17 protein-coding genes are annotated in these 14888 nt (G+C 66.2%); 13 read left to right on the top strand and 4 right to left on the bottom strand.

Translation table 11 applies throughout. The annotated features are described in order from the left end of the window. The first annotated feature begins 5 nt into the window (after window positions 1–5). From RBT54_RS08285 to ribD, 7 genes are all read left to right on the top strand, one after another. Window positions 6–680 carry a histidine phosphatase family protein gene (locus tag RBT54_RS08285; protein ID WP_320366100.1) on the top strand — a complete coding sequence of 225 codons (675 nt, stop codon included), beginning with the start codon at window positions 6–8 and terminating at the stop codon, window positions 678–680. A 126-nt stretch (window positions 681–806) separates the two neighbouring features. Then, entirely contained in the window at window positions 807–1889 is a 1083-nt protein-coding gene (locus RBT54_RS08280; RefSeq protein ID WP_320366026.1) for a TRAP transporter substrate-binding protein DctP, read from the top strand. A gap of 143 nt (window positions 1890–2032) precedes the next feature. Then, window positions 2033–2629 (top strand): TRAP transporter small permease subunit, encoded by a 597-nt coding sequence (locus RBT54_RS08275; RefSeq protein WP_320366024.1) that lies wholly within the window; start codon window positions 2033–2035, stop codon window positions 2627–2629. After that, window positions 2626–4455 (top strand): TRAP transporter large permease, encoded by a 1830-nt coding sequence (locus RBT54_RS08270; RefSeq protein ID WP_320366023.1) that lies wholly within the window; start codon window positions 2626–2628, stop codon window positions 4453–4455. The genes RBT54_RS08275 and RBT54_RS08270 overlap by 4 nt, the downstream gene beginning before the upstream one ends. Before the next feature lie 143 nt (window positions 4456–4598). Continuing rightward, window positions 4599–5849, top strand: a complete 1251-nt coding sequence (gene glyA / locus RBT54_RS08265) for a serine hydroxymethyltransferase (protein ID WP_320366020.1) — start codon at window positions 4599–4601, stop codon at window positions 5847–5849. 60 nt (window positions 5850–5909) lie between these two features. Then, window positions 5910–6422: a transcriptional regulator NrdR gene (gene nrdR / locus RBT54_RS08260; protein ID WP_320366019.1), complete on the top strand. Its 513-nt coding sequence runs from the start codon at window positions 5910–5912 to the stop codon at window positions 6420–6422. Continuing rightward, window positions 6403–7500 carry a bifunctional diaminohydroxyphosphoribosylaminopyrimidine deaminase/5-amino-6-(5-phosphoribosylamino)uracil reductase RibD gene (gene ribD / locus RBT54_RS08255; protein ID WP_320366016.1) on the top strand — a complete coding sequence of 366 codons (1098 nt, stop codon included), beginning with the start codon at window positions 6403–6405 and terminating at the stop codon, window positions 7498–7500. Before nrdR ends, ribD begins: the two co-directional genes overlap by 20 nt. A 9-nt stretch (window positions 7501–7509) precedes the next feature. Here the strand turns inward: ribD and RBT54_RS08250 are convergent, their stop codons facing one another. From RBT54_RS08250 to RBT54_RS08235, 4 genes are read right to left on the bottom strand one after another with little or no spacing between them, the layout of a single operon-like run. Continuing rightward, window positions 7510–8271 (bottom strand): molybdopterin-synthase adenylyltransferase MoeB, encoded by a 762-nt coding sequence (locus tag RBT54_RS08250; protein WP_320366014.1) that lies wholly within the window; start codon window positions 8269–8271, stop codon window positions 7510–7512. Between the two features lie 5 nt (window positions 8272–8276). Then, the gene (locus RBT54_RS08245; RefSeq protein ID WP_320366012.1) at window positions 8277–8726 is read right to left on the bottom strand and encodes a hypothetical protein; all 450 of its coding nucleotides are present in this window, start codon (window positions 8724–8726) and stop codon (window positions 8277–8279) included. Further along, window positions 8704–10134, bottom strand: a complete 1431-nt coding sequence (locus RBT54_RS08240) for a S41 family peptidase (protein WP_320366010.1) — start codon at window positions 10132–10134, stop codon at window positions 8704–8706. The genes RBT54_RS08245 and RBT54_RS08240 overlap by 23 nt, the downstream gene beginning before the upstream one ends. A 49-nt stretch (window positions 10135–10183) precedes the next feature. Further along, window positions 10184–11524 carry a murein hydrolase activator EnvC family protein gene (locus RBT54_RS08235; RefSeq protein WP_320366008.1) on the bottom strand — a complete coding sequence of 447 codons (1341 nt, stop codon included), beginning with the start codon at window positions 11522–11524 and terminating at the stop codon, window positions 10184–10186. A 268-nt stretch (window positions 11525–11792) separates the two neighbouring features. On the opposite strand from RBT54_RS08235, the gene RBT54_RS08230 reads away from it, so the two are divergent. The 6 genes from RBT54_RS08230 (at window position 11793) to RBT54_RS08205 (ending at window position 14877) form a co-directional block, all read left to right on the top strand. Beyond that, window positions 11793–12122: a metalloregulator ArsR/SmtB family transcription factor gene (locus RBT54_RS08230; RefSeq protein ID WP_320366005.1), complete on the top strand. Its 330-nt coding sequence runs from the start codon at window positions 11793–11795 to the stop codon at window positions 12120–12122. 32 nt (window positions 12123–12154) lie between these two features. Next, on the top strand, window positions 12155–12571 hold the full coding sequence (locus RBT54_RS08225; RefSeq protein WP_320366003.1) for a rhodanese-like domain-containing protein: 417 nt from the start codon (window positions 12155–12157) through the stop codon (window positions 12569–12571). Between the two features lie 2 nt (window positions 12572–12573). Continuing rightward, on the top strand, window positions 12574–12843 hold the full coding sequence (grxC, locus tag RBT54_RS08220; RefSeq protein WP_320366001.1) for a glutaredoxin 3: 270 nt from the start codon (window positions 12574–12576) through the stop codon (window positions 12841–12843). Between the two features lie 102 nt (window positions 12844–12945). Beyond that, complete coding sequence (secB, locus tag RBT54_RS08215; RefSeq protein ID WP_320365999.1) at window positions 12946–13398, top strand: protein-export chaperone SecB; 453 nt, start codon at window positions 12946–12948, stop codon at window positions 13396–13398. Window positions 13399–13408: 10 nt separating this feature from the next. Next, window positions 13409–13888 (top strand): SH3 domain-containing protein, encoded by a 480-nt coding sequence (locus RBT54_RS08210; protein ID WP_320365997.1) that lies wholly within the window; start codon window positions 13409–13411, stop codon window positions 13886–13888. Next, the gene (locus RBT54_RS08205) at window positions 13885–14877 is read left to right on the top strand and encodes an NAD(P)H-dependent glycerol-3-phosphate dehydrogenase (RefSeq protein WP_320365994.1); all 993 of its coding nucleotides are present in this window, start codon (window positions 13885–13887) and stop codon (window positions 14875–14877) included. The genes RBT54_RS08210 and RBT54_RS08205 overlap by 4 nt, the downstream gene beginning before the upstream one ends. The last annotated feature ends 11 nt before the right edge of the window (window positions 14878–14888 follow it).

The raw sequence follows: 14888 nt of genomic DNA, 5'->3' as shown, positions 1-14888 counted from the left end.
AAACGATGAAATCAAAACAAACACCAATCTCCACCAACGCATGCCGGATCTGCCTCGTGCGCCACGGCGAGACCGCCTGGAACACCGAGCGCAGGCTGCAGGGTCATATCGACATTCCCCTCAACGAGACCGGATTGAGCCAGGCGGAAGCCACTGCGCGCAGCCTCGCGCGCGCCGGCCTGCAATTTTCGGGGCTTTACAGCAGCGACCTCGAGCGCGCGCGCCAGACCGCGGCCGCCATCGCCCGCGCTCATGCCCTGCCTCTGAAGCACGACCCGCGCCTGCGCGAACGCCACTACGGCCATTTTCAGGGCCTGACCTTCGACGAGGCCGAAGACCGCCACCCGGAGCATTTCCGTCGCTTCAAGGCGCGCGACCCGCATTTCGCCCTGCCCGACGACGGCGAGAGCCTGAAGGCGCTCGCTGCCCGCGTGCACGCGGCGCTCGAAGACATCGCACGCCAGCACGTCGGGGAAACGGTGGTTGTCGTGACCCACGGCGGTGTGCTCGACATCGCGCATCGCCTGGCCACCGGACAAGCACTGCAGAGCGCACGTGAATTCGCGATTCCGAATGCGGCGCTGAACTGGATCGAGCACACCGCCGGAAGCTGGAAACTCATTGCCTGGGCCGACGAAAGCCATCTGCAGGGCGCGCTCGACGAGCTGCCCGGAAATTGATGACATCGTCGTCAATAATGCCGGATGCAGCCAATATTAGGGTTTTCCGTGGATTGCGACCCGGGATCGACGCTCCCTATCATGTGATCGAAGCTTTGGATTCCACTCACGCGACAAGGAGACACTGTGCAACGTCGTAAATTTCTGCAGGGCGCCGGCATGGCCGGCATTCTGGCTGCCGGCACCGCCCCGGCCCTCGTCCACGCCCAGCAGCAGATCCGCTGGCGCCTTGCCTCGAGCTTCCCGAAGTCACTCGACACTGTGTTCGGTGCGAGCGAGGCGTTTGCCAAGAACGTCTCCGACGCGACCGGCGGCAAGTTCGTGATCTCGGTCCACCCGGCAGGCGAGCTGGTGCCCGCCTTCGGCGTGGTCGACGCGGTGCAGCAGGGCACGATCGAGTGCGCCCACACCGCGCCCTACTACTTTTTCGGCAAGGACGAGACCTTCGCCTTCGACTGCACGATTCCCTTCGGCATGACCTCGCGCGCGATGACCGCGTGGATGTACGAAGGCAACGGCATGAAGCTGATGCGCGAGTTCTACGCCCAGTTCAACATCGTGAACTTCCCCTGCGGCAACACCGGCGCGCAGATGGGCGGCTGGTACCGCAAGGAAATCAAATCGGTCAAGGACATCGAAGGTCTGAAGTTCCGCGTCGGCGGCTTCGGCGGCCGCGTGCTCGCGAAGCTGGGCGCGGTGCCGCAGAACATCCCGGCCGGCGAGATCTACCAGGCGCTGGAGAAGGGCACGATCGACGCCGCCGAGTGGATCGGCCCCTACGACGATCTCAAGCTGGGTCTGCACAAGGTCGCACAGAACTACTACTTCCCGGCGTGGTGGGAAGGCAGCACCCAGTTCTCGGTGTACATCAACGACAAGCAGTGGAACAGCCTTTCGCCCGAGTACAAGGCCATCGTCGAGCAGGCCTCTGCAGCCGCGCACGTGGGCTGCCAGGCACGCTACGACGCCCGCAATCCGACCGCACTCAAGCAACTGGTCGCTGAGGGCGCAAAGCTGTCGCGCTTCCCGAAGGACTTCATGGACGCCGCTTTCAAGGCCTCGCGCGAGGTCTATGCCGAGCTGAACGAGAAGAACGCCAACTGGAAGAAGGTCTACCCCGACTACAGCCGCTTCCTGGCCGACCAGGTGCAGTGGGAGTCGGTGGCCGAAGGCAACTACGCTCAATACCTGGCATCCCAGAAGCTGTAAGCGGAACGCACCGCCGGGAGGCCACCCCGCCCTCCCGGCGGCTCTTTCACCGTCTTGTCCGCAGCTCCCTCAACACCCGATCGCCGAGCGCGCCACCCGCCCCGCTCGGCATTTTTGTGCACGCAAGGTTCCAGGCGATCCCCATGGACACCCTCCTCCGCTTGTCACGCATCATCGATGCCGTGAGCCGGTTCTTCGGCAAGTTCATCATCTGGCTGGTACTGGCCGCGACGCTGATCAGCGCCGGTAACGCAATCGCACGCAAGGCCTTCAACATCGGCTCGAACGCCTTCCTCGAAATCCAGTGGTACCTGTTCGGCGCAGTCTTCCTGCTCGGCGCCGGCTACACCTTCCTGCAGAACGCCCACGTACGGATCGACGTCGTCGCCAGCAGGCTGTCGATGCGCACCCGCATGTTCATCGACATCGCCGGCATCATCGTGTTCGTGCTGCCGATGTGCTGGTTCATGATCGATTTTGCCCTCCCCGTGGTGAAGGGCGCCTACGTCTCGGGCGAGATGTCGTCCAATTCGGGCGGCCTGATCCGCTGGCCGGTGTACGCCCTGGTGCCGCTCGGCTTTGCGCTGCTCGGACTGCAGGCGATCTCCGAGCTGATCAAGCGCTTCGCCTTCCTGCAGGGCAAGGCACCCAACCCGCTGCTGCATGGCGCACACGAAGGCAACGAGTCGAAAGACGCGGCCCACGCCCCTCGTGACACGGCCGGCGAGGTGCAGAAATGATCGAATTCTTCGCCGCCCATGCGCCCGAAATGATGTTCGGGTCGCTGATGCTGTTCCTGCTCACCGGTTTCCCGGTCGCCTTCGCACTCGCCGCCTGCGGCCTGTTGTTCGGCTTCCTCGGCATGGAGGCGGGCCTGCTCTCGCCGAGCATCTTCCAGGCGCTACCGCTGCGCGTCTTCGGCATCGTCCAGAACGACACCCTGCTCGCGATTCCCTTCTTCACGCTGATGGGCCTGATCCTCGAGCGCAGCGGCATGGCCGAGGACCTGCTCGACACCGTTGGCCAGGTGTTCGGCCCGATCCGCGGTGGCCTGGCGCTGGCGGTGATCTTCGTCGGCGCGCTGCTCGCGGCGACCACCGGCGTGGTCGCCGCCTCGGTGATCTCGATGGGCCTGATCTCGCTGCCGATCATGCTGCGCTACGGCTACAGTCCGGCCATCGCGAGCGGCGCGATTACTGCCTCCGGCACGCTGGCGCAGATCGTACCGCCCTCGCTGGTGCTGATCGTGATCGCCGACCAGCTCGGCCGCAGCGTCGGCGACATGTACAAGGGCGCCTTCATCCCCGCCTTCGCGCTGATCGCCATGTACGCGCTGTTCATCATTGGCCTGGCGATCTTCAAGCCCGCTCTGGTTCCGGCCCTGCCGCCGGAAGCGCGCACCTACCGCGAGCCGGACGGCAGCTCGGGGATGCGCTCGCTCGGCGTGTTCGGCCTTTTCGTCACCATCGTCTCGGTCGCCTTCGGCCTCTACTACGGTGAGATCCTGAGCACATTCGCGGGCACCGAGGTCAAGCCGGCGCTGGACGAGACCATCGTCGTCGCGCTCACCGGCGGCACCCTGTTCGCGTTCTTCGCCGCAGTGGTCAACAAGCTGACCGGCATGGGCCTGCTGTCGCGCATCACCGAGCGCGTGACCTTCGTGCTGATCCCGCCGCTGGCGTTGATCTTCCTGGTGCTCGGTACGATCTTCCTCGGCGTGGCGACGCCGACCGAAGGCGGCGCGATGGGTGCAGTCGGCGGGATGGCGATGGCGCTGGTGCGTGGCAAGCTCAGCATGCCGCTGCTAAAGCATGCGCTCGAGGCCACTGCCCGCCTGTCCTGCTTCGTACTGTTCATCCTCATCGGCTCGACGATCTTCAGCTTCACCTTCACCGCGGTCGACGGCCAGATCTGGGTCGAGCACCTGTTCGACAAGCTGCCCGGCGGCGAGATCGGCTTCCTGGTGTTCGTGAACACGATGATCTTCTTCCTCGGCTTCTTCATCGACTTCTTCGAGATCGCCTTCATCCTGATCCCGCTGCTTGCGCCCGTAGCCGACAAGATGGGCATCGACCTGGTGTGGTTCGGCGTGCTGCTCGCGATGAACCTGCAGACCTCGTTCCTGACCCCGCCCTTCGGCTTCGCGCTGTTCTACCTGCGCAGCGTGGCGCCAGCCAAGGACTACACCGACCGCGTGACCAGCAAGCTCGTGGCCGGGGTGAAGACGATGGACATTTACCGCGGCTCGATCCCGTTCGTGATCATGCAGATCATCATGGTGGTCGCACTGATCGTGTTCCCGGGTCTGGTGACCTTCAGCCTGGACAAGAAGGTCGAGGTGGACCTCGACACCATCGAGATCAACGTCCAGGGCGGCGGCGACGGCGGCTGGGGCCAGCAGCAGTCCGACAGCTGGGGCGGAGGCGCCTCGACCGACGCGCCGGCCGCGCCGAGCCCCGCCGACGGTGCGAGCACGCCCACGGACGAAGGCACGACCGCACCGGCAGGCGAGGCCGCGCCGACCGGCAGCGGCGACGGCCTCGGCACCCAGCAGCGCGGCTGGTAAGCGCCTGCCCCTCTCCGACCGCAGCGCGCGCCCGAGCGGCGCGCGCTGCCTTTTCGGGCACGGTCGCGTGATAGAATTCGGGGCTCGAATCGATCGATTCCCCTCCTCCCGATTCCCCCTCTCCCATTTCAGACGGGCACGCCATGTTCTCCTCGCAAGACTCCCTCGCCAAAGTCGATCCCGAACTGTGGTCCGCCATCCAGGCCGAAAACAAGCGCCAGGAAGACCACATCGAACTGATCGCCTCCGAAAACTACGTCTCCCACGCGGTGATGGAAGCCCAGGGCTCCCAGCTCACCAACAAGTACGCCGAAGGTTATCCGGGCAAGCGCTACTACGGTGGTTGCGAGCACGTCGATGTGGCCGAGCAACTGGCGATCGAGCGCCTCAAGTCGCTGTTCGGCGCCGAAGCTGCCAACGTTCAGCCGAACTCCGGTTCGCAGGCAAATCAGGCCGTGCTGATGGCGTTCGCCAAGCCGGGCGACACCATCATGGGCATGAGCCTGGCCGAAGGCGGCCACCTCACCCACGGCATGCCACTCAACATGTCTGGCAAGTGGTTCAATGTCGTCGCTTACGGACTGAACGCGAAGGAAGAGATCGACTACGACGCGATGGAGCGCCTGGCGCACGAGCACAAGCCGAAGATCATCATCGCCGGCGCTTCCGCCTACTCCCTGCGCATCGACTTCGAGCGCTTTGCCAAGGTGGCCAAGGACGTGGGCGCCATCTTCTGGGTCGACATGGCGCACTACGCCGGCCTCATCGCCGCGGGCTTCTACCCCAACCCGGTGCCGCACGCCGACGTCGTTACCTCGACCACCCACAAGACCCTGCGCGGCCCGCGCGGCGGCATCATCCTGATGAAGGCCGAGCACGAAAAGGCGCTCAACTCGGCGATCTTCCCCGGCCTGCAGGGCGGCCCGCTGATGCACGTGATCGCTGCCAAGGCGGTGGCCTTCAAGGAAGCGGCCACGCCCGAGTTCCGCAACTACCAGGAACAGGTGATCGCCAACGCCCGCGTGATGGCGCGCGTATTGTCCGAAGAGCGCGGCCTGCGCATCGTCTCCGGACGCACCGAGTCCCACGTCTTCCTGGTCGATCTGCGCAACAAGAAGATCACCGGCAAGGCCGCTGAAGCCGTGCTCGGCAGCGCCCACATCACCGTAAACAAGAACTCGATCCCGAACGACCCGGAGAAGCCCTTCACCACCTCGGGCATTCGTCTCGGCTCGCCGGCAATGACCACCCGTGGCTTCACCGAGATCGAGGCCGAGAAGATCGCTCACCTGATCGCCGACGTGCTCGACGCGCCGGAAGACCAGACGGTGATCGAGCGCGTGCGCGGCCAGGTGGCCGAGCTGTGCGCGAAGTTCCCGGTCTACGGCAAGTAAGGCATCCGGCGGGGCGAACGCCAACATGTGGTCCGCTCCGCCCGCCACTGCCTACCGGCCATGAAATGCCCCTTCTGCGCTGACCCCAACACCCAGGTCACCGATACGCGCGAGAACGAGGACGGCGACGTCGTCAGGCGTCGCCGTCGCTGCGTGAAGTGCGACAAGCGCTTCACCACCTACGAGCGCATCGACCTCAAGATGCCGCACATCGTCAAGCGTAACGGCAACCGCACCGAGTTCGACCACGCCAAACTCGCCGGCAGCATGAAGCTGGCGCTGCGCAAGCGGCCGGTCACCATCGAGGCGATTGACGCCGCTGTTGACCGCATCGAGGCCCGCCTGCTTGCGATGGGCGAGCAGGAGGTACCGAGCGAGAAGATCGGTGAGCTGGTGATGAAGGAGCTCAAGAAACTCGACAAGGTCGCCTACATCCGCTTCGCGTCCGTGTACCGCAACTTCGCTGATGTGGACGAATTCTCCGAAGTGATCCGCGAGGTGCAGAGTCGTCCGCGACGCAGCAAGACTGGCAAGCCCGAGCCGGACCCCGAGCATGACCTTTTCGGCGGCTGACCATGCGGCAATGGCGCGTGCGCTGCAGCTTGCTGCCAACGGCCTGACCACGACTTCACCCAACCCGCGGGTCGGGTGTGTACTGGTGCAGGACGGCCGCACCGTCGGCGAGGGCTGGCACGCCCGCGCCGGCGAGCCGCACGCGGAGATCCACGCCCTGCGCCAGGCCGGCGAGATCGCCCGCGGCGCCACCGCCTACGTCACCCTCGAGCCGTGCTCGCACTATGGGCGCACCCCGCCGTGTGCCGACGCATTGATCGAGGCTGGCGTCGCCCGCGTCGTCATCGCCATGGAAGACCCGAATCCGCTGGTGGCGGGACGAGGCCTCGCGCGCCTGCGTGCCGCCGGCATCGTCACCGAGCACGGACTGCTCGCGGCCGAGGCCCACGAGCTCAACATCGGCTTCGTATCGCGCATGAGCCGCGGCCGTCCCTGGGTGCGCCTCAAGGCGGCCGCTACACTCGACGGCAAGACCGCACTGAGCAACGGCGTCAGCCAGTGGATCACCGGGCCCGCTGCGCGCGCCGACGGCCATCGCTGGCGGGCACGGGCCTGCGCCATCCTCACCGGGATCGGCACGGTGCGCGAAGACGACCCGCAATTGACCGTGCGCGCCATCCCCTGCTCGCGCCAGCCCTTGCGGGTGCTGGTCGACGCCACGCTCGCCGTCTCTCCCGAAGCCAGCATCCTGCAGGGCGAGCCCATTCTCGTTGCCACCGCCAGCACCGACGCGTTACGGACCAGTACCCTGCGCGAACGCGGCCACGAGGTGCTGGTGCTGCCGAACAGCGCTGGCAAGGTCGACCTCCCGGGGCTGATGACCGCACTCGGCACTCTTGGCCTCAACGAGGTGCACGTCGAGGCTGGCTTCAAGCTCAATGGTTCGCTGATGCGCGAGGGCTGTGTGGATGAGTTGCTGCTCTATCTCGCGCCGATGCTGGTGGGTGACGCCGCGCAGGGGCTCTTCAACCTGCCCGACCTGGCTTCATTGCAGGGTGCGACGCGCCTCGAAATTCGTGACCTGCGCACGATCGGACCCGACCTGCGGCTGATTGCGCGCCTGCGCGCCGCTGGCTGAAGCAGGCTCTCAGGCGGGATGTGCCGCTCGGGCGCAGACCGCGCAGCCCGGATCGCGGCCGAGCGACACGCTGCGCCACTCCATTGCCAGCCCGTCGAGCAGCAGCAGCCGGCCATCGAGGGACTTCCCGCAGCCGATGATCAGCTTCAAGGCCTCGGCCGCCTGCGTCGTGCCGATGATGCCCACGATCGGCGCAAACACACCCATGACCGCGCAGCGCACCTCCTCGACGTCTTCCCCCTCGGGGAACAGGCAGTGGTAGCAGGCGCTGTCGGGTCGGCGCAGATCGAACACCGCCGCCTGGCCGTCGAAGCGGATCGCCGCGCCGGAAACCAGCGGCTTGCGGTGGCGCACACAGGCGCGGTTGATCGCGTGGCGGGTGGCGAAGTTGTCGCTGCAGTCGAGCACCACGTCGGCGCGCGCGACTTCGGCCGCCAGGTCCTCGCCCGCCAGCCTGCGCTGGATCGGTTCGATGCGGGTCTGCGGATTGAGCCGGTGCAGGGTCGCCCGCGCCGAGACCACCTTGGGAGCGCCCACCATATCTGCGGAATGCAGGATCTGACGCTGAAGATTGGTCAGATCGACGGTGTCGTCATCCGCGATGGCGATCGTACCGACGCCCGCCGCAGCGAGATACATGGCGGCCGGAGAGCCCAGCCCGCCCGCGCCGATGATCAGCGCCCGCGCATCAAGCAATGCCTGCTGACCCTCGACGTCGATTTCGGGCAGCAGGATGTGGCGGCTGTAGCGCAGGAGCTGGTCGTCGTTCATCAGGATTACTTGTATTCGCGCAAATCGAGCGGTGTGTCGTCGTGATCACCATGCACCTGGTGGTCCCAGGCCTGGATGTACACCTCGTTCGACTGCTTGATCAGGCGCTCGGGCGAAAGCAGGTTGTGGCGCTGGGTTTCTTCGCTGAAATAGACAAGAGCCCGCACCAGCTTCACATAGAGCGAGTTCTCGAGCGCGAAGCCGGCGTCCCGCAGCGCCTCCTCGAGTGTCTCGAGCGAGTAATCGAGAACGGAATAGCGCACGACGATGGTGAGCGGATCGTCGGCTCGTTCTATCTGCAGGCCCTTCAGCAGTTGAAGGGCCTTCCAGGCGTGCTCGACTTGCCCGGGAGGCAGCAGCTTGAAACGAAGCTCACGCTGCTTGTGGATGTCCGCCCCGGGCAGCGGACGGTCGTGATGCCTGCCGGCGAGCTTATAGGCGGTCTCCCTCCGCATCATTCCCCTCCTCAGCTTGTGGTTTCGTTCCATTCTGGACGATCTGCTCACCCTTGAGAAGGCGGATGGCCTGTTGCAGCTGGTGGTCGTTTTCGCCGGCAAGCTCAAAGCGCGTAGGCTCGGCCTCGGCCTCTTCCACGCCCGGCGCTGCGGCTGCGGCCTTCGCATCCGCTTCGCTCTTGGCGGCTTCTACTTCCTTGTCGTTGCCGAGGTGGCGCAGCAGGTCGGCCTCGCGGACGCGACGGCTCGAGCCGTTGGCGGTTTCCTCGATCACGATATCGGGCTCGATGCCCTTGGCCTGGATCGAGCGCCCGTTCGGCGTGTAATAACGCGCCGTGGTCAGCTTGATCGCCGTGCTGTTGTTGAGCGGCAGGATGGTCTGCACCGAACCCTTGCCGAAGGTCTGCGTGCCGAGCACCTTCGCGCGCTTGTGGTCTTGCAGCGCGCCGGCGACGATCTCGGAGGCCGACGCCGAGCCGGCATTGACGAGCACGACCATCGGCACGTCCTTCGCCATGTCGGGCAGCCTGCGCAGAAAGTCGTCGCGTGTGCCGCGCAGATAGTCTGCGGGCGTTGCACGATACTCGCGCTTGGCATCCTCGGTGCGGCCATCGGTGGACACCACCAGCGTATCGGTCGGCAGGAAGGCGGCGGACACGCCCACGGCGCCATGCAACAGCCCACCCGGATCGTTACGCAGGTCGAGTACCAGCCCCTGCACCGGCCCCTCAGCGCCGAGCTTGTTCAGGTGCTCGACGACTGCCGCTGCGGTGTTCTCCTGGAACTGCGCGATGCGCAGGTATGCGTAGCCGGGCTCGATCACCTTGGACTTCACGCTCTGCACCTTGATCACCTCACGCGTCAGCGTGATGACGACCGGTCGTGACTCGCCCTTGCGCATGATGGTGAGCACGATGTCGGTGCGGGGCTTGCCGCGCATGCGCTTGACGGCGTCGTTCAGACTCATGCCCTTGACCGGGGTATCGTCGAGCTTGACGATCAGGTCGCCCGCGAGCACGCCGGCGCGGAAGGCGGGCGTATCCTCGATCGGCGAGATGACCTTGACGAAGCCGTCTTCCATGCCGACCTCGATGCCGAGCCCGCCGAATTCGCCCTGGGTCCCCACCTGCAGGTCCTTGAAGGCCTCGGCGTCGAGGTAGGCCGAGTGCGGATCGAGTCCGGACAGCATGCCGCTGATCGAATCGGTGATCAGCTTCTTGTCTTCCACCGGCTCGACGTAACCCTGCTTGATCGCATTGAAGACGTCGGCGTAGGCACGCAACTCCTCTACCGGCAGCGGCACCTGCGTGCTGCGATCGGCGTTGGCGGAAAAATTGAGACTGATCATGATCCCGGCAACCATGCCGGTCATCACGAGGCCGAACTGTTTCAGCTTGCTGCTGCGCATGAGAACTCCAGTGGTGCGCCGGCTTTCATTGCCGGCCGTCCCGCCATGACTAGTTGAGCCGCACCCATTGCATCGGGTCGAGCGGCTGCCCCTGATGACGGATTTCAAAGTATAAACCCGATTCGTTGCCGACCCCGCCGGCGCCCACGCTGGCGATGGCGTCGCCCCCACCCACCCGTTCGCCCACCTCTTTCAACAAGGCGTCGTTGTTGCCATAGATCGACAAGTAATCACCTCCGTGATCAACGATGATGAGGTTGCCATAGCCGCGCAGCCAGTCGGAAAAGACGACTTCCCCCCCCGCCACCGCACGAACATCGGCCCCCGACCCGGCGCGGATGAAAACACCCTTCCAGGTCGTGCCACCATCTGCTCTTGGAGCACCGAAACGGCCGACGAGTTCTCCGCGCACCGGAAAACGCAGCTGCCCGCGCAACTGGCCGAAACGCACACCGGTCGGCGTCGGCCCGGCGGCATCGCGCACCTCGCCGACCACCGGCTCCGCTGCGCGCGGGCGCGGGCTTGCCGGGCGCTCGGGCGCACGCGCCTGGGCGGCGCGCTCCTGCACCGCACGCACCTCCGCTGCGCGCCGTTCGGCTTCGCGTTGCGCTGCCAGCCGACGCGCGGCCTCGCGGGCAGCGACCTCGCGCGCACGCTTGACGAGGGTGTCGATCACCTTTGCGAGTTGCTGCTCGTCCTGCTGCAGCGTCCCCACCTGCTTTTTCTGCGCCTGCAGCTGGCGCGACACCTCGGCGAGCGCCTGCTTGCGCCGAGCCTGCTCTGCCTGCAGTTCGCCGCGCCGGCTGCGCTGCTCGCCCTCGAGCGCAGCAAGCCGGTCGCGGCGCGACTGGATCTCCTCGGCACGGCGCCGGGTCTGGTCGAGGTCGGCGCGAAGGCCGTCGATCAGCTCAAGCCGTGCGCGTCCGAGGTGCTCGAGGTAATGCGCATCACGAGCGAGCTGATTGGGGTCCTGCGCAGAGAGCAGCGGCGCCATGCTGTCGGCGCCGCCCTGCAGGTAGTGACGGCGCAGCCACTCGGCAAGCTCGTCACGGCGAGCGTCGATGCGCGCCACGGTCTCGCGCTGTTCGCCCTCGAGCAGCGCGAGTTTCTTCTCGGCATCACGGCGCTCGGCCTCGAGCTTGGCCAGCTCGCGCACCACGCGGGACACCGCGCGCTCGGAGTCCGCCAGCGATTTCGTCGCACTGGATCGGCTGGCCTCGGTACGGGCCATGTCCCGCTGCAGGTCGCGAATCCGCTTCTTGAGATCGTCGAGATCAGAGCGCCGCTCCGCAATCTCGCCCGCAGGCTGGGCCAGGACCGCTTCGGGCGTCGCGCCGCAGAGCAACGCGACGATCACGACAAGCGCAGTCCCGGTGTGTCGATGCAGCATGCCGTGCAAGGTCCCCGCGTCCAGCAACACTCAAGCCTGCGCCACGCCACGGGCGCAGCCGCGGTTGCGCGCATCCGGAAACCTCGCGCCCAGCACAATGGCGCCCCCTCCCCGGGTGCGGGCGGGCGCTTGAAGGCAAGATGGGGTGATTCCGTGCATGGGGCTTCCGCTTGATCAACGATGCGAGGCCGGACACTGTCGGGTACGATCGCCTGCATCGGGGCAACGCAATATTTTATACTATTGCTTTGCCCGATCCGGCCCCATCGTGAACAAAGACGACATCACCGCGCTCATCGACAAGCATGAGCACATCGAAACCGCCGCACGCGCGCTCAAGGCGATCGCCCACCCCTTGCGCCTCAAGATCCTTTGCGTGCTCGGCGGCGGTGAAGAGTGTGTCCAGGATATCGTCGAGGCGGTGGGGACGTCGCAGAGCAATATCTCCCAGCACCTCGCAATCCTGCGCGACAAGGGCGTATTACAAACACGCAAGGACGCCAACCGCGTGTATTACAGCGTCTGCGACGAACGCACCCTGCAGCTGATCGTGCTCATGCGCGAAGTCTTCTGCGGTGTCGAGCCAGACGAGCACTGATCCCCACCACCCCAACCGGAGCACCTTCTTCCGTGGAATTCCTGCAACAGAACTGGTACTGGGCCGCCCTGGCCGCCGTCTCGGGCGCCTGGCTCATGGCCGACCTCATCCGCAACCGTGGCGACAAGAGCCAGCTCTCGTCGGTAGAAGCCACGATGCTGATCAACCGTGAAGACGCGATCATCATCGACGTGCGCGAGCAGGGCGAGTACGCCCAGGGACACATCCCCAACGCACGGCACATCCCGGCCGGCGAAATCGATCGCCGCAGCAAGGAAATGGAAAAGTGGAAGGATCATCCGGTGATCCTGTGCTGCGCCACTGGCGCCCGCTCGAACAACGCGGGCAATGCGTTGAAGAAGGCAGGCTTCACCAAGGTCTTCAACCTGCGCGGCGGCATGATGGAATGGCAGAAGGCGGGCCAGCCAGTGAGCCGCAAGAGGAAATGACCATGCAGCCCCACGTCCGCATGTACGCCACCGCCACCTGCCCCTACTGCATCCGCGCCGAGCAGCTGCTGCAGCACAAGGGCGTGACCGGCGTGGAGAAGATCCGCGTGGATCTCGAGCCAGGCCGTCGCGAAGAAATGATCAGTGCAAGCGGACGGCGAACGGTTCCCCAGATCTTCATTGGCGACTACCATGTCGGCGGCTGCGACGACCTATTCGCGCTCGAACGCGCCGGCAAGCTCGACGCGCTGCTGCGCGGCGAGCCGGCCTGAGTCCGGCTGTAACTGCTTTAACGACGCGGCGCGCTCATCAGGCCGCGACCGAGCTGAGTACCGACTCCAAACCCGACTTCAAATCTAACCGGATGCGCTTTCATGGCTGAAAACAACCAACCCGTCTTCTCGATCGAAAAGCTCTACGTCAAGGACCTGTCGCTGGAAGTCCCGGGTGCGCCTCAGATCTTCCTCGAGCGCGAAACCCCGCAGATCAACGTGCAACTGCGCACCTCTGGTCAGGCGGTCGAGGACGGCGTGTATGAAGTGACCCTGACCGTCACCGTCACCGCCAAGGTCGGCGAAGACCGCAACCTCTTCCTGGTCGAAGTGGCCCAGGCGGGCATCTTCCAGATCCGCAACATCCCCGAGGGCGACCTCGAGCCGGTGATGATGATCGGCTGCCCGAACATCCTCTTCCCCTATGCTCGCGAAGCCGTTTCCGACGCGGTGACGCGTGCCGGCTTCCAGCCCGTGCTGCTGTCGCCGGTGAATTTCGAATCGCTCTACCAGGCCCAGCGTCAGCAGGCTACCGGCGACGTCCCCGTCCAGTGAGCCAGCCAGCATGAACCCCGAGCGCCGCATCACCGCAATACCATTGCCCGGGCGCCTCGCCCTGGCTGTCGTCGTGCTGTGTGCGGCCTCGGGTTCCTTGGTCGCGCAGGGCATCGAATACCGTTCCGCCGGCCCGTCGCTAATCACACGCGATGCGCCGTCGCCCCAGGGGCGGCAGTTGTTTCGCCTGCGGCCCGGCACGCCGGTCGAGATCATCGTCACCCAGGACGGATGGGCGCGTGTGCGCGAACCCGGCGGCGCGCTCAACTGGGTCGAGCAGAGCGCGCTGAGCAACCGGCGCACGGTGATGGTCACCGCCGAGCGTGCGACCATCCGCCGCGAGCCGCAATCGACCGCCGCCCCTGCCTTCGAAGCCACCCGGAATGTCGTCCTCGAGGTCGTCGGCCCGCCCGCGCTGGGCTGGGCACGCGTCCGGCACGGCCAGGGGCTGGAAGGCTACATCCATGCGAGCGAGGTCTGGGGGCTGTGAGCCGCTGCCGCATCGCCGTGTTCGGCGCGGGCGCCTGGGGCACGGCGCTCGCCCAGGCGTTCTGCAACACCCATGAGGTGAATCTCTGGGGTCGCGACCGCCCGCACCTGGAAGAAATCGCCCACCTGCGCGAGAACCGCCGCTATCTGCCCGGCGTGCGGCTGCACGACTCGCTCGGCATCCAGGGCGATTTCCGCGCTGCTGCGGAGCAGGGCGACCTCCACCTCGTGGTCACCCCGCTTGCCGGCCTGCGCGAAACCGTCCGCCAGTTGCAGCGCATCCGCCCCGGCACGCCCCTGCTGTGGGCGTGCAAAGGCTTCGAGGCTGGCACCGGCCGCCTTCCGCACGAGATCATCGCGGAGGAGCTCGGCCCGGACGCGCCCAGCGGCGTACTCACCGGCCCGAGTTTCGCTGCCGAGGTCGGACGTGGCCTGCCGGCGGCGGTCACGCTCGCCGCACGCGATGCCACGTTTGCCCATCACTGGGTCGCCATGCTGCACCAGCCGCGCCTGCGGATCTACGCCAACACCGACCTCGTCGGCTGCGAAGTCGGCGGCGCGGTGAAGAACGTCATGGCGATCGCCGCCGGCGTCTCCGATGGCATGGGCTTCGGGCTCAACGCCCGCGCCGCCCTGATCACCCGCGGCCTGGCCGAGATCGCCCGCCTCGCGCGCGATCTCGGCGGGCGCACCGAGACCCTGATGGGGCTTGCCGGCATGGGCGACCTCATCCTCACCTGCACCGGCGACCTCTCGCGCAACCGCCGTGTCGGACTCGCGCTGGCCGAAGGCAAGAGCCTGACCGACATCCTGCGCGAACTCGGTCATGTGGCCGAAGGCGTGTCCACCGCACGCGAGGTGGTTCAGCTCGCGCACCGCCATGGCGTCGAGATGCCGGTGTGCGAGGCCGTCGACGCCCTGCTCCACCACGGCCTCAACGCACGCAGCGCCGTCGAGCGCCTGCTCGCGCGCGACCCGCGCGAAGAGTGAGGCGCGGACCG

The sequence above is a fragment of the Thauera sp. genome, assembly GCF_034003485.1.
Taxonomy (GTDB): Bacteria; Pseudomonadota; Gammaproteobacteria; order Burkholderiales; family Rhodocyclaceae; genus Thauera.
Note: the sequence above shows the minus strand (reverse complement) of the source record. Positions and strands in the feature narration are given on the sequence as shown.